This window comes from Ottowia caeni, from assembly GCF_050821495.1.
Taxonomy (GTDB): Bacteria; Pseudomonadota; Gammaproteobacteria; order Burkholderiales; family Burkholderiaceae_C; genus Ottowia; species Ottowia caeni.
The window spans coordinates 3,514,081-3,536,098 of record NZ_CP151080.1 but is presented as its reverse complement, the minus strand read 5'-3'; the positions used below and the strand labels follow the sequence as shown (position 1 = coordinate 3,536,098).

The following is a 22,018-nucleotide window of genomic DNA, read 5'->3' as shown; positions in this document are numbered from 1 at the left end:
TTAGCGTCCTCTGCCCTGCCGATGCATGGAGGTGGCGAACGGAAAAACCTCAGTGATCGACCTTTGCTCGGGCAGCACATAAATCACCCCTGAGCGCGTCGCGAAGAGGGGCTTGACCTGTTGCTCGTAAAAATCGGCCGGCACATTGACGCAGCCAAACGATATGCGGTTGTCCGCGACATCGGCGGTGGCCAGGCGTGCTGAGCGGCTTTCACCGGGCACGTGGCGCACTCGATGCATGGACATCGCGGCATCGTAGTCGAGCCACACAATGTCCTCGCCTTTCAGGTTGTGCCCAGGTTCCGTGACAAAGCGACCGCTGGCCGTAATCTTTTCATGCGGGCGCACCTGGTTCAGTGGGCGTGTTCCAATGTCGGCAGGGGCGACATCGCCGCGGGCCTGGCCGACCAGCACCGGGCTGCGATCCAGCAGGCGACCTTGATGGTCAAATATCCAGAGCGTGGCTCGAGGCTTGTCAATCACCCCGAACGCGCGCCCATCGGCGTCGTTCGAGCGCATGATGTCCGCTACAAAATGCTCTATGAGAGGCGGCGTGGCCCTCTCAGTGCCCCAGGCACTCGCACCAATGAGCAGCCCGAACATGCACAAAGCTGCAGACATATGGCGGGCAAACGCGAAGCAAGATGTTTCCCCCTGGGACCGCCGAGCTCCAGCTCGGCCTTCGCTTGCCAGGCGCACGTCTCGTCTTGCACACACGCGTTCGGCAGCCCCAAGGGTAATGTTCATGCTTCCACCGTCGCTGGTTTGCCCAGATTCCGCAACACATCTCGCACCATCTGCGCACGCGCGTTTGGATCAGGCAGCTCCCGCTCAATACGCAGCTTGTCGTTTCCGGCCAGCTTGATGTAGCGGTTTTTCTGGATCAGCTGAATGATGGCCATGGGATCAATCGGCGGGTTGGGCGTGAAGCTGATGTTAATGACGCCGGGCGCGGCGTCAACCTTCTGCACACCGTAAGGCTGCGAAAGAACGCGCAGTCGGTGCACGTCGATCAGGGTCTGAGCCTGAGTGGGGAGCTTGCCGAAGCGGTCCACAATCTCTTCCAGCAACCCGTCGATCTGTTCACTGGTCTTTGCCGTGGCTAGCTTCTTGTAGAAAGACAGGCGCAGGTGCACATCGCCGCAATAGTCGTTGGGCAGGAGGGCGGGGGAGTGCAGGTTGATCTCGGTGGTGGCCTGCATGGGGCTTAGCAGGTCCGGCTCTTTTCCGGCCTTGAGGCTCCTGACCGCTTCGGACAGCATCTCGTTGTAGAGCTGGAATCCGATTTCCATCATGTTGCCACTCTGGTTTTCGCCCAGTACCTCTCCCGCTCCGCGTATCTCCAGGTCGTGCATGGCCAGATAGAAGCCACTGCCGAGTTCCTCCATTTGCTGAATGGCGTCAAGCCTCTGCGAAGCTGCCTTGGTCAGGCTTTCGATCTCGGGCACCATCAGGTAAGCGTACGCTTGGTGGTGGCTGCGGCCTACGCGGCCACGCAGCTGGTGCAACTGCGCCAAGCCAAATTTGTCTGCCCGGGCAATGACGATCGTGTTGGCGGAAGGCACGTCGATGCCGGTCTCGATAATGGTGGAGCAGAGCAATACGTTGAATCGCTGGGCCACGAAGTCGCGCATCACGCGTTCCAGTTCACGCTCGGGCATCTGACCGTGGGCGATGGCAATGCGCGCCTCGGGCAGGATTTTTTCGAGCGCCTGGCGGCGGTTTTCGATGGTTTCAACCTCGTTGTGCAGAAAATATACCTGCCCGCCTCGTTTGAGTTCGCGCAGCACAGCCTCGCGGATCACACCCGTACCCTCATTGCGCACGAAGGTCTTGATGGCCAAGCGTCGCTGTGGCGCCGTGGCGATCACGCTCAGGTCGCGCAACCCTTCCAGCGCCATGCCCATGGTGCGCGGAATGGGTGTCGCCGTGAGGGTGAGCACATCCACCTCGGCGCGCAGTTGTTTCATCGCTTCTTTGTGGCGCACGCCAAAGCGGTGTTCCTCGTCGATGATGAGAAGTCCAAGATTCTTGAATTTGGTCTTCTCCGATAGCAATTTGTGTGTGCCCACCAGAATATCGACACTGCCTTCGGCGATGCCCTTGAGCGCCGCAGTGATCTCTTTCTGCGACCTGAATCGGCTCATTTCCGCGATCTTGACCGGCCATTTGGCAAAGCGATCCTTGAGCGTCTGAAAATGCTGCTCCGCCAGCAGCGTGGTGGGCGCCAGAAAGGCCACCTGTTTGCCACCCGTCACGGCAACGAAGGCCGCCCGTAAGGCCACCTCGGTCTTCCCGAAGCCGACGTCGCCGCACACCAGACGGTCCATGGGCTGCGGGCTGATCATGTCCTGGATGACCGCGTGGATGGCCGCCTTCTGGTCAGCTGTTTCCTCGAATCCGAAGTCGGCGGCAAACTGCTCGTAGTCTTGCGGCGAATAGCGGAAGGCATGACCCTCGCGCGCGGCGCGGCGCGCGTAAATGTTCAGCAGCTCGGCGGCTGCATCACGCACTTGCTCGGCAGCTTTGCGCCTGGCCTTTTCCCACTGGCCGCTCCCCAGCTTGTGCAGCGGCGCCTCGTCTGCCGATACACCTGTGTAACGACCGATCAGGTGCAATTGAGACACCGGCACATAAAGAACAGCATCCCCCGCGTATTCAAGATGCAGAAACTCCTGCAATGCGGGCGTGCCGTCAGGGTTCTTTCCGCCGAGGTCCATGTTCACCAAACCTCTGTACCTGCCGATCCCATGCTGTGCGTGTACGACCGGGTCGCCGACATTGAGCTCGCTCAGATCCTTGATCAGCGCCTCCACATCGCTGACTTGCTCCTGCTTCTTGCGTCGTCGCGCGCCGGTGCCTGTGGCAAACAGTTCGGTTTCTGTCACCAGATCGATCCCGCCCTCCAGCCAGGCGAAGCCTTGTGCCAGTGCGGCGGTGGCAATTCCAACCTTTTCGTCGCGCGTGGATTCGAACTCTTCCAGAGAGTCAAAAGCTGGCGGGTTCAAACCCGAGGCGCGCAGAAAATCAAGCAGGCTTTCACGCCGCCCGTCGCTCTCGGCCAGCAAAAGCACACGCTGGGGCGTCGCGGCAATGTGGGTGTGCAAACGCGCCAGGGGGTCATTGGCGCCGCGTACTACGGTCAGGGGCGGCAGTGTGTCGAACTCAGCGAACACGCTGGCATGATTGCTGTCGCTATTGCCGTCGGTTGGCACCTGGTCAGACGCAGTGGGCGCGAGAGCTGTGCGTAGCGCAATCTGAGCATGGGGCTTCGACGTGCGATAGAAATCTTCTGTACTCAGAAACAGCGCCTCGGGCGGCAGCACGGGGCGTTCCGGGTCTCCTTGCGCAAGGCGGAATCGATCGCGCGTGTCTTGCCAGAACTGCTGAAAGGCAGCCTCCAAGTCTCCATGCAGAGCCAGTGTGGCACCCTCTCCGAGGTAATCGAACACCGTGGCCGTCTGATCGAAAAACAGAGGCAGGTAGTACTCGATGCCGGCGGTAGCCACGCCGTTGCCCATGTCCTTGTAAATTCGGCTCTTGGTCGGATCCCCCTCCAGCAATTCCCTCCAACGGCTGCGGAACTTGGCGCGTGCGTCATCGTCCATCGGGAACTCGCGGCCCGGCAGCAGGCGGACTTCTGGAACCGGGTAGAGGCTGCGCTGGGTGTCCGGGTCGAAGCTGCGGATCGAATCGATCTCGTCATCGAACAGGTCGACCCGGTACGGCATGGGGCTGCCCATGGGAAACAGATCGATCAACCCACCGCGCACCGCATATTCCCCCGGTGCCGACACCTGTGTCACATGGGTATACCCCGCCAGCGTGAGCTGGGATTTCAGTGCAGCCTCGTCAAGCTTCTGTCCTGTCTTGAAGTGGAAGGTGTAGCCCGCCATGAAGGCTGGCGGCGCGACGCGGTAAAGCGCAGTTGTGGCCGGCACGAACACCACGTCTGCTTCACGCTGCTTGATCGCCCACAGCGTGGCCAGGCGCTCACTGATCAAGTCCTGGTGAGGGGAAAAGCTGTCATAGGGAAGGGTTTCCCAATCGGGGAACATGACCACCCGCAAACTGGGTGCGAAGAACGCCAGTTCGTCCTGAAGCCTCCGGGCGTCTGCGGGATCGGAGGTGAAGATGGCTGTGAGCCGGCCTGCGGCTTTCTCGCGCGCGGCCAGCTGTGCCAACAACAACGCGTCGGCCGATCCGGGTGGGCGGGGCAGGGTGAAACGCTTGCCAGGGGTGAGTTTGGGAAGATCCATGGTCCTGGTGTGATCCGAAACGAAAACGACAAAACCCCCAGGCCGGGTTGGGCGGGGGTATCAGCGTGCATTTTACGGCCCGGCTCGGCCGGCCCACACTCCGCCAACCACATTAGTGAACTCTGAGCAGGCTCTTAGTCACGGAGGTCAGAGAGGCGAGTCAAGGAAAAGTTTGGCGATTTTGTGGAAAAAGAGCAAAATCTGCGCATGTTTTGAAATAAAAACATCACATCATCTCAAACTTGGCATTTGCAGACGATGTCTCTCCGGTTCGTTGAGCTCGCTCTTTGACCACCCTCTTTGATCTCGCTCTTAGAACACGTTCCATCTGCGGCGGTTACAGGAGGATTGTCAGTATGTCGAGCTCAAAACGGTTGATCTGGATCGCGAGAAGCACAGCGGCCACACTAGCATTACTCGGTCTGGCTTCCTGCGGAAGTTCAGACGACACGCAGGCACCGGTTGCCTCGGGCGTGTTTCTTGGCGCAGCGCCGGTCAAAGGGCTGTATTACGAGGCACATCCCTCGGGGGAAAAAGGCAGCACCGATGCTGACGGAAAATTCCGTTTCGTGACAGGCGACGAGGTAACGTTCTACCTGCGCACAGAACCCAAGGCAGGGCAGTTGATCAAGCTGGGTGCGGCTGCGGCGGCGAGTCTGGTGACTCCAATTGACATCACACGCCACCATGGTGGCATGCTGACAAATGTTCTGCAGGTGCTGCATTCTCTGGACGCCGACAATGATCTGAGCACCGGCATCGAGGTTGCCGCCGGACCTCCCGATACATGCAATCTGGAAGACCAATCCGGGTGCAAAGTAGAGGCGGGAGTTGCGCAGAATCACTTCGCGGGCGCGCTGGCGAAATTTGGTGTTCCCGCGAACGATACCTATCTTGGAAAGCCGTCCATTTGGCGATCCCATATGGATAGACCGGGGTGCCTGATCACCAAAAATGATGAATGCTACAAAATCAAGGGCATTACGTACTCACCTGCTCCAGTCGGCTATGACGCCTCCGCAGCACCGGCCCTAGGCGATCTATTCTGGGATTCGTTCGAGACCAAAGACAATGGAACTCAGATCTACAACTGGTATTCCCTTTGGGGCGACGGCGAACTGGGTGGGGCGACGGTAAGGGCCCGCAACGACCTTGGGAACATCAAGGATCTGGGCGTCAATACCATTCGGGTCTACGCGATGCTGTCTCGCCAATTGTCGGGGGACGGGCAGAAGTTCACACATGAGCAGTTCTTGGATCAGTCTGCTGTGAAGGGGCTCCATGTGCTGGTGGACTTGCCGCTTCCTGATACTCTTTTCTGGAAAGGCAAATACGATCAAGCGAAAAAGATCGAACCGCAGGTGATCGAGTTCTGGGAAACCGTGTTGAAGGAAATTGCCGAAGAGCTTAAGCAAAACCCGGCAGTCATGGGTTTCTCCATCATGAACGAAAAAGACGGAGACAACTCCGCATTCATGCAGGATGGCAGTGACTCCAATGTGAACACTGATTTCTTCTATTACCAGGCCATCCAATACGCCCGGAAAATAAAGGAGATCGCTCCGGATAAGCTGGTCGGCTGGGCCGTTCACGACGCCCCGACGCTGGTCGGTTGGGCCAGCACGCACAGGTTCACTGATGGCCCTCTGGCGGGCAAAATTTACTTCGAGGAACTGGCCAAAGTCTTCGATTACTGGGGCGTGAATACCTATCAGTTGGAGCTGGATCGCAGTCAGCCCACCTTGAGGCCCGTGCTGGGCAATGGCCCAACCGATACTTTCCTCCAAGGCAAGACCTACAACACCCTTCCGGAGCAAATGAAGCGCCCGGTGATTTTCACGGAGTGGGGCTGGCCGGGAACCGGGAGGGTGAACGATGCGGCGCAGGGTGACATCATCGAGAATGCCCAGACTCGTCAGCGAACCGCTGACGTCATCGGCTGGGCGTTCAAGCAAGCCTATGGCTCGACGACTTACCCTCAGTATTCAACCATCAACTACGACGATATCTTCGCCGGGGCGTTCTTCTTCTCCTTTTCTCACGAGTGGTGGAAGTCCGGCAACCCAAGTCGATGGGACAAAACTCCAAACCAGACCAGGACCGCCAATTTTCCTAATTACTTCTGGGAAGAGGAAGGATTCGGAATTTTCAAGATTGGGGAACTTGGCAAAAAGGATGGCGTAAGCCCTTGGTGCGGAACGGGGCCCTGCTTGCCCTATGATAAGTTGGAGCCTATGTCACCCATGACGGATGCGCTGAGGAGCGTGTACCGAGGTAATTGAACCTTTTTTGCGTCGGTTAGCGCTCTGGTCCTGCGGACCCGGGCGCGTGCCTCTATAGTGGCTCCTGCATGCATGAACTTTCGGAGCCAGCCAGATGACCACCATTGAGACCGACACCCGCTTCGGTAGCGGCCACGCGGTGCGCCGCCTGGAAGACGAGGCCTTGCTGAAGGGGCTGGGGCGCTACACCGACGACTTGGCCGAGGCGACTGACAGCCATCTTGTGTTCGTTCGCTCCCCATACCCTCATGCGCACATTATCGGCATCGACACCGCTGCTGCCAGTGCCATGCCCGGTGTTCGCATTGTCCTGACGGGGGGCGACCTGGCCAGTGCGCCGCCACTGGTGACGGGCGCCGGCTTCAAGCGCGCCAACGGCAGCAAATGCGCCACGCCCGAGCGCCCGGCGCTGGCTTGGGAAACCGTGCGTTTTGTGGGAGAGCCGGTTGCTGCGGTGGTAGCGGACAGTCTGGAGCAGGCGCGCGACGCGGCCGAAGCCGTGTTCGTCGATTATGAAGAGCTGCCCGCGGTCCCCACTCGGGCCGCTGCCTTGAGCGCTGCAGCCGCCATATGCCCTGCCGCGCCAGACAACATCGCCTGCGAAGCGCGACACGGCGACGCCAACGCCACCGCAGCGGCTTTCGAGCGTGCCGCCCATCGCATTGAATTGGACATCGAACACCAGCGCTTGGTGGCTCTGACGCTCGAGCCGCGTGCCGTGCGTGCATCCTGGGATGGAGAGGCTGGCCGGCTGGACATGCACATCAGCTCTCAAATGCCCACGGCAGTGCGTGGATCTGTCAGCCGTGTGCTGGGCCTCGAGGCCGAGGCTGTGCGCGTGCGTGTCGGCGATGTAGGTGGTGGCTTTGGCATGAAAACGGGCTCTTACCCCGAAGATGCCGTGGTCGCTTGGGCGGCGCGCGCCACTGGCAGGCCTGTGCGCTGGCGGGCCGATCGGGGCGAGGAGTTTTTAAGCACCACACATGGCCGAGATCTCGAAGTGCAGGCCGAGATGGCCCTGGACGAGAGCGGAAAAATACTTGCGCTGCGTCTGCGTTCTAATGCCAATGTAGGCGCCTACGCCACGGCGACAGGCGTGAACATCCAGCTCCTGATCGGCCCCTGGGTGCAGACGAGCGTCTATCAGGTGCCGGTGATCGACTTCCACTTTCGCGCTGTGCTGACCAACCAGGCGCCCACCGGTGCCTATCGTGGCGCCGGACGCCCTGAGGCCATCTTCAACATCGAACGGCTCATGGACGAAGCCGCGCGCCGTGTCGGCATCGACCGGATTGAGTTGCGGCGGCGCAATTTCATTCAGCCCGAACAGATGCCTTACACCAACCCGATGGGCCAGACCTACGACGTCGGCCGTTTCGAGCGCGTGATGGATCAAGCGCTTGCGTTGGCTGATTGGAGTGGTTTCGAGCAGAGAGCTGCCCAGTCCAAGGCGCGCGGAATGTGGCGTGGCCTCGGCATAGCCACCTTTCTGGAGTGGACCGGCGGAAATGTGTTCGAGGAACGCGTGACCTTGAGCGTGCAAGCCGACGGCGTCATTGAGGTCTATAGTGCGGTCAACCAGATGGGGCAGGGCATTGCCACCACCCTGGCGCAGCTGGTGGTGGACACCTTCGGCGTGCCCATCAGTCAGGTGCGAGTCGTGCTGGGCGATACCGATCGCGGCAACGGATTTGGCAGTGCCGGCTCGCGTTCCCTATTCACTGGCGGCTCTGCCATGCGCGCTGGAGCCGAGCGCACCATTGAGGAGGCCAGACAGCTGGCGGCCCAAGAACTGGAGGCCGCGCTGCCCGACATCCAATACTCCGCGGGGCGCTTCGAAGTCATCGGCACTGATCACGGCATCGGCCTGTTCGAACTCGCGGCCAGGCAAGCGGGCGAGCGCATCTTCGTGGATCACACCAGCAGCGTGTCCGGCCCCACGTGGCCCAACGGCTGCCATATCAGCGAAATCGAGCTTGATCCGCAAACCGGCGTCATAGAGATCGTAGCCTACGCCTCGGTCAACGATGTGGGGCGCGTGGTCAATCCCATGATCGTGCGCGGCCAACTTGATGGGGGGCTGTACAGGGCATAGGGCAGGCCTTGATGGAGCAAGTGGTGTACGACCCGGATTCTGGTCAGCTGATGACCGGTAGCCTCATGGACTACGCCGCTCCTCGGGCCCACGATATGGCCACGCTTTTCAAGACGGAAATGGACGAGTCCACGCCGTGCACGAACAACCCCCTGGGTGTGAAGGGGGTGGGGGAGCTCGGCACCATCGGTGCCACGCCTTGCATTGTGAATGCCGTGGCAGATGCACTCGCCAGGGCAGGCAAGACCGACTTGGCACCGAAGTTGCAGATGCCCCTCTCCCCGGGAAGGGTATGGTCTTTACTCAACGACGCATGACGAAGTTTTCAGAACGCTGCTTTGCCCTGCTGCCGTGTGCGGGCACGGGCTCTCGCGCCGGTACTGCGCTGCCCAAGCAATATCAACCGGTGGCCGGCCAGCCGATGGTGCTGCATACGTTGGCCGCATTTGCCTCAGTGACGCGCATGGCGCAGGTGCTGGTGGTGGTGGCGCCGGGAGATCGTTTTCTTGACGTTTCCGAACCCAGGGTTTCCGTAGCCGACTGCGGCGGCCAGACTCGGGCCGAGAGCGTTTTTAACGGCCTTGGCCACTTGCTTGAGCACGGGGCTAATTTGCGCGACTGGGTGCTCGTCCACGACGCTGCCCGTTGTCTGGTAACGCCCTCGCAGATTGAGGCATTGATAGACGTCTGCCTGCCGGACTCGGTGGGTGGATTGTTGGGCCTGCCCTTGCCTGACACCCTTAAAAGTGAGCAAGGCGGTCGGGTCTCCGCTACGATCGACCGTGCCCACAAATGGCTGGCCCAGACGCCGCAGATGTTTCGCATCGGCATGTTGCGAGATGCATTGGAACCGCACGCGCAGTCTGGTTTCGCAGGTATCACCGACGAAGCCAGCGCCGTGGAGGCCGCCGGGTACCAGCCATTGCTGGTTCGTGGCAGTGCTCGTAATTTCAAAGTGACCTACCCCGAGGATTTCGCTTTAGCCGAGGCGATCCTGAAAAGCAGAACAACATGAGCGATATTCAGCCACTCCCACCGTTTCGTATTGGCGAAGGCTGGGACGTGCATGCCCTGGTGCCCGGTCGCCCGCTGGTGCTGGGTGGTATCACCATACCCCATACCCACGGCTTACTTGGCCACTCGGATGCGGATGCGCTATTGCATGCCATTACCGACGCCCTATTGGGCGCAGCCGGGCTGGGCGATATTGGCCGCCATTTTCCGGACACCGACGAAGCCTTCAAAGGGGCAGATTCGGCGACCTTGCTGGCCGAGGCCGCTCGGCGCGTGCATCAAACTGGGTGGCGCATCGGTAACGTTGACAGCACTGTCATCGCGCAAGCGCCGCGTCTCGCACCCCATATCGGTGCCATGTGTCAGCGTATCGCGCAGGTGTTGCAGGTTCAACCCGAGCAGGTCAACGTTAAAGCCAAGACTGCGGAGCGGCTCGGTCCAGTAGGGCAGGGCGCGGCGATAGAAGCTCGCGCGGCAGTCCTTCTTTACGCTCAGGGGGGCCTCGCTTAGGTTGCGGCTATCGCTTCTTCTTCGCTGCCGCTCCTGATCGGGGCTCTTCCGCCTGCTGCAGCCGAATGGTGGCCACCAGTCCGCCTGTGGAGCTGTTGCTCAGCGCCAGCGAACCTCCCATGTGCCCCACCATCTTCGCGACGATGGACAGCCCCAGCCCCGCGCCGGTAGCCGAGGTGCGGGCAGTGTCGCCCCGAAAAATGGTCTGGTCAGTTCGGGTAGCAGTTCGGGGCGCACGCCCGGGCCATAGTCTCGCACGCGCAAGGTGATCCAGTGCTCTCGCGAGATCGCGGCAATGTGCACCCGCGTCATTCCGGTGTCCACGCTCTTGCCATATCGGCGTGCATTTTCAAGCAGGTTGGAAAGAACGCGCGAAAGCTCGATCTCGTCGGCCATGACACACAGGGTGTCCGGAACATCTATCCTCACCTGCATGTCTTCGCGTGCGGTGAAAGGCGAGACGCTGGCTTCCACCAGTTTGGATAATGGCAGCGCCTGCAGGTTGACGTGATCAGGCCGCGCGTAATCCAGGAATTTGTCGATGATGGTGTCCACCTGCGCGATGTCGGCCGCCATGTGCTCGCGCGCTTCGGGGTCTGGCACGCTCATCTCGGTTTCCAGTCGCAGCCGTGCGAGGGGTGTGCGCAGATCGTGCGAAATACCCGCCAGCATCTCCGCGCGGTTTTGCTCCAGCTTGGACAACTGATCGGCCATGCGGTTGAAGCCAATATTCACGGCGCGCACCTCGCTCGACAATGCTCGTTCGTCGAGACGTCCTTGCAAGTAGTCGCCTTCGCGCACCCGCGCAGCCGCGATCGACAACTGCCGCAGCGGCCGGTCAATCAGCCGCGCCAGCAAGGCCGCGCCGAGCAGGGAAAGCACTCCCAGTGTGGCCAGCCATAGCAACCAGGCACTGCCTCCCAGAAGGGCGCCAATACGCGACCGATCCATGAGCAGCCAATAAGAATCGCCCTCGATGCCGAAGCCCACCCACAAGCCAGGCTCGTTGTTGACTCTGCTGGCCACCACTGTGTCTGGGCCAAGCCTGGCCACCAGCTCGCGGCTCATGCGCCGCTCCAGCTCCGTATGTGCGAACAGCTCGAACTTGTCGCCGGGCTCGCGCGGCAGTATGCGCACTTTTTCCTCTTCCGCCAGCGTCTTGATCAGAGAGACGCGGGCGATGGCGTCGGAGTGAACCAAGGCGGCGCGAGAAAGATTCACCAACGACGCAACTTGCCGGGCGTTGTCGATCACGCGCGGCTCATACTCAAGCGTGCGAAACAGTTGGTACCAGCCGACCGCCGAGCCAAGAAGCAGCAAACTGAGCAGAAAGAAGGTTCGCCAAAAAAGACTGAACCCTCCCTGCTCGCCGGTCGAGGTAGGGTCCTCCAGCGGCGCATTCAGGGAGTCAAAAACATCAGAGCCGGGCGTCTTCGGAGCACCGGATTCGTCGAAATCTAGGGCGGTCGCCATTAAGCGATTGTGCCCTTTGCATCAACGCTGCGCCTAGCTTGTGCCATCAGGGACGAATACATACCCCACGCCCCACACGGTTTGGATATAGCGCGGGCTGGCGGCGTCTTGCTCGATCAGCTTGCGAAGGCGGGAAATTTGCACATCAAGGCTACGGTCGAACGGCTCGAACTCGCGCCCACGCGCCAACTGAGCCAGCTTCTCGCGGGACAGCGGCTGACGAGGGTGGCGAACCAAAGCCTTCAGCATCGCGAACTCACCTGTGGTCAGAGAAATTTCCTCGCCACTCTTGTGCAACGTGCGGGCGCCCAGATCAAACTGGAACGGGCCGAATGCCACGCTTTCGTTCTCTGCTGAAGGTGCGCCCGGTGCCTCTTGCGGAGGGCGGCGTCGCAGCACGGCGTGCACGCGCGCCAAAAGCTCGCGCGGGTTGAACGGCTTGCCCAGATAATCATCGGCGCCCACTTCGAGCCCGACAATGCGATCGACATCTTCTCCCTTGGCCGTGAGCATGATGATGGGTGTCTTGTCTCCTGCGGCCCGCAGGCGGCGGCATACGGACAGCCCATCTTCGCCCGGCATCATGAGATCGAGCACGATCAGATCGATGGTGTCACGCAGCATGATGCGCGATAGCGCCTTGGCATCTTCCGCAACAATAACTTCGAAGCCCTCTTGGGAAAGATAGCGGCGAAGCAAATCGCGGATACGTGCGTCGTCGTCGACAACTGCGATTTTGTCCATTCGTGTGGCAACCTGGCTCATTTCTGTCCTTGGTCGTATTTGTAACAGGCCCATTGTTACAGCGATTTTGGGGTTTTCCCGAGTTGCCTTTCACAGAGTTACAAATGTTGCCCGTGCTTAGGCACTTATGTAGGACAAATACACCTCTCTATGAGAAGGTAATGCTTGTCATGGCATCCAAAGCTATTATTTCTCTTCTTGGCGCGGGTTGGGCGGTTTGCGCATGGGCGCAACCACTCACTGAAAATGCGGCCAAACCTTTGTCGTCAACGGGCGAGACGCTCGCGCAGCGCAGTGCCATCTGGACGGCAGTCCACTCACTTCAGCGCGGATCACTTGGCGAATCCGCACCCGCATTGCGCCGGCTGTCTCCGACGGAACGTCTGGAATTGCGTGAACAAATTCGCCGTGCCGCCGCAGGCGAGTCTTTTACGCCGGATGTCTCGGAGGGCAGGCTGCCGCAGCCACAGCTTTTGCCAGTGAGGCAATAGATGGGTCTGATCTGACTTCGAAAGTAAGCACCCTGATAAACCCCAGGTGCCCGATTTCATGCCAAGATTACCGGCATACTCTCGCTCCGCTTCGGCCTTGCGCATTCTTCCGCGTCGCAGCCCTGCATTTTTGCCTGGCAGGCGCAGCGCGAAGCAGGGCTTTCATCGTCATCGAAGGACTCATCCGTGAAACATAGCTTTGCCTGGTTGGCAGCCTTTGCTCTTTGCGCCGCCGCTGGCGCGCACGCGCAGACTTCGGCCCTTGTGCCGGCCGTGCCAACGCAGAACGTATTCCATCTCTCGGCAGCGGGCCAGGTGGAGGTGCTGCAAGACATGCTCGCGATCTCGCTGACCGCCACGCGCGAAGGCGCAGACGCCGCAGGGGTTCAGTCCGACCTGCGTAAAGCGCTTGACGCAGCTCTGGCTGAGGTTAAGAGAACCGCACAATCGGGAGAGATGGACGTTCGCACTGGTAATTTCAGTGTCAACCCACGCTACGGCAAAGAAGGCAAGATCAGTGGCTGGCAGGGCCGCGCCGAACTCCTGCTGGAAGGGCGGGATTTTCCCCGCATTACACAAGCTGCGGCGCGCGTCACCACGATGTCCATCGGCAATATCGCCTTTGGTCTCAGCCGAGATCAGCGCGCAAAAGTGCAGACCGAAGCACAGTCGCAAGCCATTGAGCGTTTCAAGGCGCGCGCGGCTGAGATCACAAAAGCTTTCGGTTTTGCCGGCTACGGCTTGCGGGAGATCACGGTGGACTCCAATGATGCTGGGTTTTCTGGCCCCCGCCCCATGGCTCTGGAGGCCCGCGCTTTCAGTAAGGCCGCTGACGCAGGGCCCGTGGCGGTAGAGCCCGGCAAGAGCATGGTGCAGGTTAACGTATCGGGTTCGGTGCAGGCGCGCTGAGGCTGAGAAATTCCAAACCCTACTGGGCTGGTAAGTTGATCGAGCCCCGAATTGCGTTTCGGGCTGTCAATTGATTTACGATGCCGTGACGGTATCCGTTTTTAATCCATCATGTCCGAGCCCACGCTGCATCACGTTCAATGCCCAGATTCCATGGGCGGTCACCGCATGGCTTGGTGGCAATGGGGAGACGATACGGCCGCGCATGTGGTGGTTTGCGCGCACGGCCTTTCACGCCAGGGGCGAGACTTCGATGTTCTGGCGCAGGCGCTACTGAGGCGTTCGGCTGAACTCGGCAGGCCGCTGAGGGTCATATGTCCGGACGTGGTCGGACGCGGCGAGAGCGACTGGTTGAAAGACCCTATGGGCTACCAGTTCACTACATACGTCGGCGATATGCTGAGCATGCTCGCCCAGTTGCATCAAGAATCAGCCATCAGCACCCTCGACTGGCTGGGAACCAGCATGGGCGGCATCATCGGCATGTCCCTGGCTGGAATGCCGGGCCTGCCGTTGCCTATTCCCATTCATCGGTTGGTGCTGAATGATGTCGGCCCGACTATCGAATGGACCGCTCTGGAGCGTATCGGTGAATATCTTGGCAAGAGCGGCACCTTTGCCACAATCGAGCAAGGCGCCGCAGCCATGCGAGCCATCTCCATGGAGTTTGGCCCGCACACCGATGCTCAATGGCTTGCCCTGTCACGCCCCATGTTGAGGGCGTTGCCTGACGGCAGCTACCGTCTCCACTACGATCCCGCCATCGCCGTGCCTTACCGCCACATGACACGCGAAGCCTCAGTGCAGGGAGAGGCGACCCTGTGGCAGATCTACGATCAAATCACAGCTGACACACTTGTGCTGCGGGGCGCCGATTCAGACTTGCTCTCCCGAGGCACCTTGCAGTCCATGAAGGAGCGCGGTCCTCGTCCGCAAGCTATAGAGTTCGCGGGCGTCGGTCATGCGCCCACGCTGGTGGCCACAGAGCAGGTGCAAGCTGTGCTTGATTTCCTGCTACCCGGCGCCAATATTGACTTGGAGGCTCCATGAAGCAGCTGCCTTCCGCCAGCCTGACCTCAAGCGAGCCCGTGGCCGAGTTGATTGCAGCCACCGCGAATTCTCTGCCGGCCGAGGAAGGTGTGCGCGCCCGCGCCCGGGCCTTTGCCGTTCCACTGATCGGGGACGAAGTCACCGCCGCGGGAGAAAGCGTCCTTGTGCATGCCGACGGCGTGGCCGACATCCTGGCGGCCATTGGCGGTTCGGAGGCCATGCAGGCCGCTGCCTATCTCAGCTACGCCAGTTGGCAGCTCAACAGACCGGCAGAGGTCATTACCAAAGCCTTTGGAGAGAGCTTTGCACGGTTGGCGCTGGAAACAGCCAAGCTCGAAAAGTTGCAGCAACGTTCGCGCGCTGGCAGGCAGGAACTCTCCGCGGATTCGGAGCAGGCGGGCCAGCAGACTGAGAACGTGCGTAAGATGCTTCTGGCATTCAGTCGCGATCTGCGCGTGGTGCTTCTGCGCCTGGCTTCCCGCTTGCAAACCTTGCGCTATTGCGCGGCAATTCGCCGCCCACCTTCGCCCAGCCTGTTGCGCGAGTCCCACGAGATTTTTGCCCCTCTGGCCAACCGGCTAGGTATTTGGCAGATCAAGTGGGAAATGGAAGATCTGATCTTTCGTGCCCAGGAGCCCGACACGTACAAACTGGTGGCTTCCCTGCTGGATGAGCGCCGCGTGGAGCGCGAAGCCGCCATGGCTCAGCGCCGCACGGTGATCGAGCAGGGGCTGCGGGGGCAGGGCATTGACGCCCGCGTGTCGGGGCGCCCAAAGCATATCTCCAGCATCGTGCGAAAAATGCGGGGGAAAGGGCTGGATTTCGATCAGGTGTTCGACGTGCGTGCCCTTCGCGTGCTCGTGCCCACAGTGGCTGATTGTTATGCAGCGCTTGGCTGGGTGCACGAGCACTACACCCCAGTGCCTGACGAGTTCGACGACTACATCGCACGACCCAAGATTAACGGTTATCAATCCTTGCACACCGTGGTGCGAGACGCTGACGGGCTCGCATGGGAGATTCAAATCCGCACCCCCGAGATGCACCAGCATGCCGAGCACGGCGTAGCGGCGCACTGGGCCTACAAGGAAGCCGGCACCAAGGGGTACACGGGCGTTTCGGCGGCCGGCGAGTACGACGCCAAGATCGCGGTCTTACGCCAACTCCTGGCCTGGGAGCGCGACCTGACGGGTAATGAGCCGCAGCACGGCCTGTTTGACGAGCATATCTATGTGCTGACGCCCGAGGCGGCCATTGTTGAATTGCCCGCTGGCGCGACCCCCGTGGATTTTGCCTACACGGTACACACGGAACTCGGGCACCGCTGCCGTGGTGCCCTGGTAGACGGCATCATGGTGCCACTCAATACGCCGCTCAAGAACGGCCAGACAGTGGTGATTAATGCTGCCAAGGAAGGCGGCCCCTCGCGAGACTGGCTCAACGCTGATCTGCACTACCTCGCGAGTTCACGTGCCAAAGCCAAGGTTCGCGCCTGGTTCAATGCCCAGTACACGCGTGAAACGGTGGCGCGCGGTCGCGAAATGGTCGAAAAATTGTTGCAGCGAGAAGGCCGCACGGCGATTTCGCTCGATCAACTGGCCACAGACCTTGGTTTCAAGACGCCGGATGCACTGTTCGAGACTGTCGGCAAGGACGAGCTTTCGCTGCGCAGCATAGAGACCGTGCTGCGCCCGCCCGAGCCGCAACCCGATCCAGATGAGCAAGTGCTTCTGCGCAAGGTTCGCCCGAGCAGTTCGGCCCGCGGAGGTGTGCTGGTGGTCGGCCTCGATTCACTGCTGACGCAACCTGCACGCTGCTGCAAGCCCGCGCCGCCGGACGACATCGCAGGCTTCGTGACCCGAGGCCGCGGCGTCAGCGTGCACCGGCGCGACTGTTCCAATTTCCGCGACCTGATGGCACGAGATCCTGACCGCGTCATCGAAGTCGGCTGGAGCGATTCCGCTCGGCAAAGCGTGGCCTACCCGGTAGACGTGGCGGTCGAAGCAGTGGACCGCCAGGGACTGCTGCGCGACATCTCAGACGTCTTCGCACGCGAGAAGATGAACGTCATTGGTGTCAAGACGCAGTCCGTCAAAGGTTGGGCATGGATGACATTCACCATAGAAGTCTCCGACACCAAACGGCTGGAGCAGGTGCTGCGTGCGGTTAAAGAAGTATCTGGCGTTCGTGTGGCCAAGAGGCGCTAAAAAGTCTGCTATACTCTCGTTCTTCGAATCTTAGGCGCGTAGCTCAGCTGGTTAGAGCACCACCTTGACATGGTGGGGGTCGTTGGTTCGAGTCCAATCGCGCCTACCAACTAACCATTGGTAAAAAGCCTTCCAAATTAAAGATTTGGAAGGCTTTTTTATTTTCCGTCGACCTGCACCGAGCCGCCACAGGCTGCAGTTGTTTCTGGCTTATAGACTCGGCATAATTTATTCATGAACTTTTGTTGATTGCATGACTCCAAAGTTCATAAAGAAGATGCACTCAAGCAGTCGCGGGAAGTGCTGCAAGAACGGCGCAAGCAGGTTATCCGCTTGCATCGAAAAGGAGTCGGCGTGATGCAGATTGCCTAGCAAACCGGGCTCAGTTGGTCTGGTGTCAACGCGGCACTGCGCCTGTTCGAGCAAGGCGGGGCGGCGGCACTCAAGCCCCACGCCAGGGGCAAGAAACCAGGTAGTGGACGCAGCCTGACACCTGAGCAAGAGCGCGTCATTCGACTGACCATCATCGACAAACGCCCTGAGCAGATCAAGATGGAGTTTGCGCTTTGGAGTCGGCCCGCAGTGCGCGAACTCATCGAACGCGATCTGGGAATCAAGCTATCTGTGCGGGCGGTGGGCGACTATCTGGCACGTTGGGGCTTTACGCCGCAAAAGCCGATCAAGAAAGCCTACGAGCAGCGACCTGAGGCCGTCAAGGCGTGGCTCGAAGATGAATACCCCGGCATTGAGGCCAGAGCCAAGCGTGAAGGCGCGGAGATCCATTGGGGCGATGAAACGGCCCTGGTCAACACGGATGTGCGTGGCAGAAGTTACGCCCCTGCGGGTCAAACACCGGTGACGCGGGCAGTGGGTGGAACACGGCAAAAGCTCTCGATGATCGCCACGGTCACCAACCAGGGCAAAACGCGCTGGATGATCATTGATGAGGCGTTCAATGCAGACAAGCTGATCGAGTTCATGCAGGCCTTGATCAAGGACTCCCAGGGCAAGAAGGTATTTCTGATTCTGGACAACCTGAGGGTGCACCACAGCAAGCCGGTCAAGGAGTGGGCGGCGATGCACAAAGAGGACATCGAGTTGTTTTACCTGCCGAGCTACAGCCCCGAGCTCAACCCGGAGGAGCGGCTCAACGCCGATTTGAAGCAAGCAATTGGCAGCAAAGTCCCGGTGCGAACCAAAGCCAAGCTGCGTGCTGCAGCGACTGAACACATGACGATGCTGGAGAGCACGCCAGAGCGGGTCAAGAAGTACTTTGGTGACAAGCATGTCATCTATGCGGCCTCATGAATAATTCCCGCCGGATCAATAGTCGAATGTTTTCAGGTTGTCTGTGCGCTGCCATACGGAGGTCTTTGCCAACGAAGGGGCTTGGAATTTATGCGTAGATTGCGTTGACCAATGCTGGCATCCCCGTATGGATCCTCGATGCTCCTCAATCTGTGGAAGAGATGCGGCGATCCTCTAAAGCCTTGGATTTACCGGTGGGGCGGCTGTCAGCAGCCAGCGTGCCTCTTGCGGGTCATGAGGTCTCTACGTTGATCATTCAGACGATCCATGTATTTTCCGGAGCCTCCAGCGCGGGCTGCGGATGCGTTATGGTCCAACGCCTTTCGGTAAAAGTCACAGTCACGAGTGGGTGACCGCTCGACGACTGTCCTAGGGTGTGTGGGCGGCACTTGCAAAGCTTCGGCTGCTTTGTGCTCTGCCCTCGCGTAGGACACTCTTTCTTTATGGGTTAATTCAGCCGGCACCAGCACCTGACGTTCCAGCATCGTGCGCGAGTGCTTGTTGCAGGGCTGGTGTGCCCAGAATTTCTGTCCGCTGTAGCGCTTGCACAGGTAAACGGTCACCGTATCTGGAGGGCCTCCGGTCACCGGCGCTCTGACATCCACCTCTTGGCCGCCAGGGCAGGGGTCCGATTGGTATCTGTTTCCACATCGGAATACCTGGGCAGTGGCAGGTAGAGATAAAAGTAAAACTAAAGAAATAATTAAACGCATGACGGCAGTGTATTTCACTGCAAATCATGTCGGTCAGGTCAATCAGCGGGATCGACACGGCACCTCCTCCAGTGCACACTCCGGCGCTACGTCGGTCCACGAGATCCTGAAGCTGGCGAGCGCGTTTTTCGCACAGTCGGCGCTCGACCGCCTACTGAATTCTTGAATGATTTCATCGACAAGCGTCGCGGCTCCCACGGGGTCGAGCACCAAATTTCTTCGCTCAAAAAACTCAACAAGGAGACGACATGCCTGCTAAGGACGACGAGGTTACCGGTTCGCTGGTTCCCAAACTGAGTCGACGCAATTGCCTAAATTGGGCTGTCGCGAGCATGGCAACCCCGCTGATCGCGGGCTGCGGTGGAGACGATGCAGATCCGCAGCCAGAACCCGTCCCGGAATCGGTGCGTTGGTTCCGCGAAACGGTGCGTCAGGCGCTGGTTCGCCCTGGCATCAATGCCACCGCAGTGTCGGCGGCATTGATGGTGAACGACCAGATCGTATGGAGAGAAGCCTTCGGCTACTCGGATCGCGAAAACGGCGTGCAAGCCACGGTGGACACACGCGTGAACATTGGCTCGGTGGCCAAGGTGTTCACGGCTCTTGCGGTCATGATTTTGCGAGACCGTGGCCAGCTCACGCTGGATCAGCCCCTGGTCGAGCTGCTTCCCGAATTTCGCATGTGCTCACCTGAGTTCAGCCGCATTACCGTACGCCATCTGATCTCGCACGCCTCAGGCCTGCCTGGTACTAATTCCCGCAACGTCTTCAATTTCGCACCCAAGCTGGACTACGCACAGGACACCTTGCAGGTGCTTGCGGAGTCCAGATTGAAGCATGAACCGGGAGAACTTTCGGTCTACTGCAACGATGGATTCACGCTGGTGGAGCCGCTCGTGCACGAGCTCTGCGGACTCACATTTCCAGAGTTCATTCAGCGTGAGATCTTCGACCCGCTTGAGATGAACAGGACCGGCTACGCACTCTCGCCCGCCGCCGAGGGGACTTTTGTCCACCCCTACTATGAGGGTAAACGGTTGTCTCAGGAAATGCCTGCTGCGTTTGCTACAGGTGGCATTGTCAGCACACCCACGGACATGATGAAGTTGGCGCGCCTGTTTATTGATCAAGGCGTCTATAACGGCAAACGACTCGTTTCCGCGGACGGCGTCCGAGAGATGAGCATGGATCAAGGTTCGCGAGTGCGCATCAACCTGACGCCGTCCGCCGTGCGTATTGGCCTGGGGTGGGATTCGGTGAAACAATTAGCCATGGAGGCCGCTGGGCTGAATGCATGGGCAAAAAACGGAGGCACCACCTTCTTTCTTACAGAGTTCATCGTCTTGCCCGAAGCTCGCATTGCCATGATGGTCAATGGGAACGGCCACGACTATGGTTCACTACCGCTCGCCGAAGAGCTGCTGCTTCGCGTCGCGGCTGAACAGGACAAAATTCAAGCCATTCCAGCCAAGGTTTCCCCAAGCGTGTCACCCCTGTTGACGCCTGCGCCGAATACCGATTTCTTGGTCGGTGTCTATGCCTGCCACACGTCTCCCTACCAGGTGCTTCGCGCGGACGATGGGGCGCTGACGTTGCGCCAATGGAGCGAAGAGGGCTGGAAAATCGTTCAGGCAGGCTTGAAGGCCCGCAACGATGGCCATTGGTGGTCTGACGCGCAGCCCACTCGTTGCTACCGTTTCGACGTCGTGGAAGGGCATCGCTATCTGATTTTGCGCGATATTTCGGCCAGCGGATACTACTGGAACGAGAGCCCGCTCGGCGAATGGCTGCCTCCGCTTGATACCCCTCTGCCGAAGGCTTGGCAAGACCGCGTTGGAAGCCGCTGGCTCTGCGTCAACGATTCTTCGGTGCTGCGGCAGATCGGTCCGTTGACTTGGGAGATCAACGCGCTGCCGGAGATGCCCGGCTACCTGATGTGGGACAACGATCAACTGCTGCGCGTGATTGACGACAACGAAGCTGGCATGACGGTGAAGATCCCGGTCAATGCCGGGCGAGACCTGGTTGAGTGGAAAATAGTCATGGTGGGAGGGCAGGAGCAACTCCACAGTGGTGGATTTGTCTTTGAACGCATTGCATGATCAGCTTGCGGCGCGTACGAATTATTGAGAAGCAGAAACTCGGAAACAGACGGTGAGGGTGTCTCACAGCGTTTTCACGTTCTCAGGGAAAGGCCCTGTTACGCATTTATAAGGCCTCACCTAGAATGGCAGAGAAGCATTTTCGCTCATAGTGGAGAGTTCGAGCCTACATGAATTCACGCACCAAGCCATCAGACACTCAGAGTGAAGCTACCGGCGGCGCCGAGGTGACGCAGCTACGGACCATCAAGAAATACCCCAATCGGCGGCTTTACGACACGCGCACGTCTTCGTACATCACGCTCACCGAAGTGAGGGCGCTGGTCATGGCGCACGAGCCTTTCGTTGTGCGCGACGCCAAAAGCGGCGAAGATCTCACGCGGAGCATTTTGTTGCAGATCATTCTTGAGGAGGAAGCGGGCGGCGCGCCGATGTTCAGTGAAGTGGCCCTGGCGAACATCATCCGCTTTTATGGCCATGCGATGCAGGGCTTCATGGGCTCCTATCTTGAGAAAAACATCCAGACCTTCATGGAAATGCAGTCCAAGCTGGCCGAGCAGTCCAAGGGGTTGACGCCAGAGGCCTGGTCGCAGTTCATGCGCATGCCCTCGCCGATGCTTGGTAGTTATATGGAACAGTCCAAGAGTGCTTTCCTGCAAATGCAGGAGCAAATGCAGAAGCAGACTGAGCAGATGATGGGGGCGTTTGGGCTGAAGCGCTGAGCCTGAGTCGCTTCCAGGCCCAAAGTCTTTTTTCCCACTTTGCTCTTGCTTGAGGCTGGGGAAGCTGCGGCTTACGGCTGCCGAGCTTGGGAATTTCCGGTCGACCCGACGGCGAGACGCCAGGGCTGCGACAATCTGC

Annotated in this window: 13 protein-coding genes, 1 tRNA gene, 3 pseudogenes and 1 other annotated feature; of the genes and pseudogenes, 13 read left to right on the top strand and 4 right to left on the bottom strand. The window is 59.7% G+C overall.

Features of this window, described 5'->3' with window-relative positions; all coding sequences use genetic code 11:
- Entirely contained in the window at nt 1-747 is a 747-nt protein-coding gene (locus AAAK34_RS16640; RefSeq protein ID WP_431777492.1) for a L,D-transpeptidase, read from the bottom strand.
- Entirely contained in the window at nt 744-4,259 is a 3,516-nt protein-coding gene (gene mfd, locus AAAK34_RS16635; protein ID WP_231694238.1) for a transcription-repair coupling factor, read from the bottom strand. The genes AAAK34_RS16640 and mfd overlap by 4 nt, the downstream gene beginning before the upstream one ends.
- Before the next feature lie 356 nt (nt 4,260-4,615).
- Here mfd and AAAK34_RS16630 point away from each other — a divergent pair, with 356 nt between their 5' ends.
- From AAAK34_RS16630 to ispF, 4 genes and pseudogenes are all read left to right on the top strand, one after another.
- Nucleotides 4,616-6,541, top strand: a complete 1,926-nt coding sequence (locus AAAK34_RS16630) for a cellulase family glycosylhydrolase (RefSeq protein ID WP_231694239.1) — start codon at nt 4,616-4,618, stop codon at nt 6,539-6,541.
- Between the two features lie 94 nt (nt 6,542-6,635).
- Nucleotides 6,636-8,953: pseudogene (locus AAAK34_RS16625) on the top strand (xanthine dehydrogenase family protein molybdopterin-binding subunit).
- Nucleotides 8,950-9,651 (top strand): 2-C-methyl-D-erythritol 4-phosphate cytidylyltransferase, encoded by a 702-nt coding sequence (ispD, locus tag AAAK34_RS16620; protein WP_231694241.1) that lies wholly within the window; start codon nt 8,950-8,952, stop codon nt 9,649-9,651. The pseudogene AAAK34_RS16625 and the gene ispD overlap by 4 nt, the downstream one beginning before the upstream one ends.
- Complete coding sequence (gene ispF / locus AAAK34_RS16615; RefSeq protein ID WP_231694242.1) at nt 9,648-10,160, top strand: 2-C-methyl-D-erythritol 2,4-cyclodiphosphate synthase; 513 nt, start codon at nt 9,648-9,650, stop codon at nt 10,158-10,160. Before ispD ends, ispF begins: the two co-directional genes overlap by 4 nt.
- 7 nt (nt 10,161-10,167) lie before the next feature.
- On the opposite strand, the pseudogene AAAK34_RS16610 reads toward ispF, so the two are convergent.
- Together AAAK34_RS16610 and ompR are read right to left on the bottom strand one after the other, a co-directional pair.
- Nucleotides 10,168-11,633 (bottom strand): annotated as a pseudogene (locus tag AAAK34_RS16610) (ATP-binding protein).
- Between the two features lie 33 nt (nt 11,634-11,666).
- A complete protein-coding gene (gene ompR / locus AAAK34_RS16605) occupies nt 11,667-12,377 on the bottom strand; it encodes an osmolarity response regulator transcription factor OmpR (protein ID WP_431777491.1) in 711 nt (236 codons plus the stop codon).
- A 170-nt stretch (nt 12,378-12,547) separates the two neighbouring features.
- Between ompR and AAAK34_RS16600 the strand changes: the two genes are divergently transcribed.
- The 9 genes and pseudogenes from AAAK34_RS16600 (at nt 12,548) to phaR (ending at nt 21,879) form a co-directional block, all read left to right on the top strand.
- Nucleotides 12,548-12,868 carry a hypothetical protein gene (locus AAAK34_RS16600; RefSeq protein ID WP_231694245.1) on the top strand — a complete coding sequence of 107 codons (321 nt, stop codon included), beginning with the start codon at nt 12,548-12,550 and terminating at the stop codon, nt 12,866-12,868.
- A gap of 186 nt (nt 12,869-13,054) precedes the next feature.
- Nucleotides 13,055-13,777: an SIMPL domain-containing protein gene (locus tag AAAK34_RS16595; protein WP_231694246.1), complete on the top strand. Its 723-nt coding sequence runs from the start codon at nt 13,055-13,057 to the stop codon at nt 13,775-13,777.
- A 111-nt stretch (nt 13,778-13,888) separates the two neighbouring features.
- Nucleotides 13,889-14,827, top strand: a complete 939-nt coding sequence (locus AAAK34_RS16590; protein ID WP_231694247.1) for an alpha/beta fold hydrolase — start codon at nt 13,889-13,891, stop codon at nt 14,825-14,827.
- Nucleotides 14,824-17,034, top strand: coding sequence for a RelA/SpoT family protein (locus AAAK34_RS16585; protein WP_231694248.1), 2,211 nt, complete (start codon nt 14,824-14,826; stop codon nt 17,032-17,034). The genes AAAK34_RS16590 and AAAK34_RS16585 overlap by 4 nt, the downstream gene beginning before the upstream one ends.
- 32 nt (nt 17,035-17,066) lie before the next feature.
- Nucleotides 17,067-17,143, top strand: a tRNA-Val gene (locus AAAK34_RS16580).
- A 140-nt stretch (nt 17,144-17,283) separates the two neighbouring features.
- Nucleotides 17,284-18,342, top strand: a pseudogene (locus tag AAAK34_RS16575) (IS630 family transposase).
- Nucleotides 18,343-19,053: 711 nt separating this feature from the next.
- Nucleotides 19,054-19,221, top strand: coding sequence for a hypothetical protein (locus AAAK34_RS16570; protein WP_431778046.1), 168 nt, complete (start codon nt 19,054-19,056; stop codon nt 19,219-19,221).
- Nucleotides 19,176-19,277, top strand: a sequence feature (AL1L pseudoknot). It overlaps the preceding gene by 46 nt.
- A 26-nt stretch (nt 19,278-19,303) precedes the next feature.
- The gene (locus AAAK34_RS16565; RefSeq protein ID WP_431777490.1) at nt 19,304-21,157 is read left to right on the top strand and encodes a serine hydrolase domain-containing protein; all 1,854 of its coding nucleotides are present in this window, start codon (nt 19,304-19,306) and stop codon (nt 21,155-21,157) included.
- 170 nt (nt 21,158-21,327) lie between these two features.
- Nucleotides 21,328-21,879, top strand: a complete 552-nt coding sequence (phaR, locus tag AAAK34_RS16560; RefSeq protein ID WP_231694250.1) for a polyhydroxyalkanoate synthesis repressor PhaR — start codon at nt 21,328-21,330, stop codon at nt 21,877-21,879.
- The last annotated feature ends 139 nt before the right edge of the window (nt 21,880-22,018 follow it).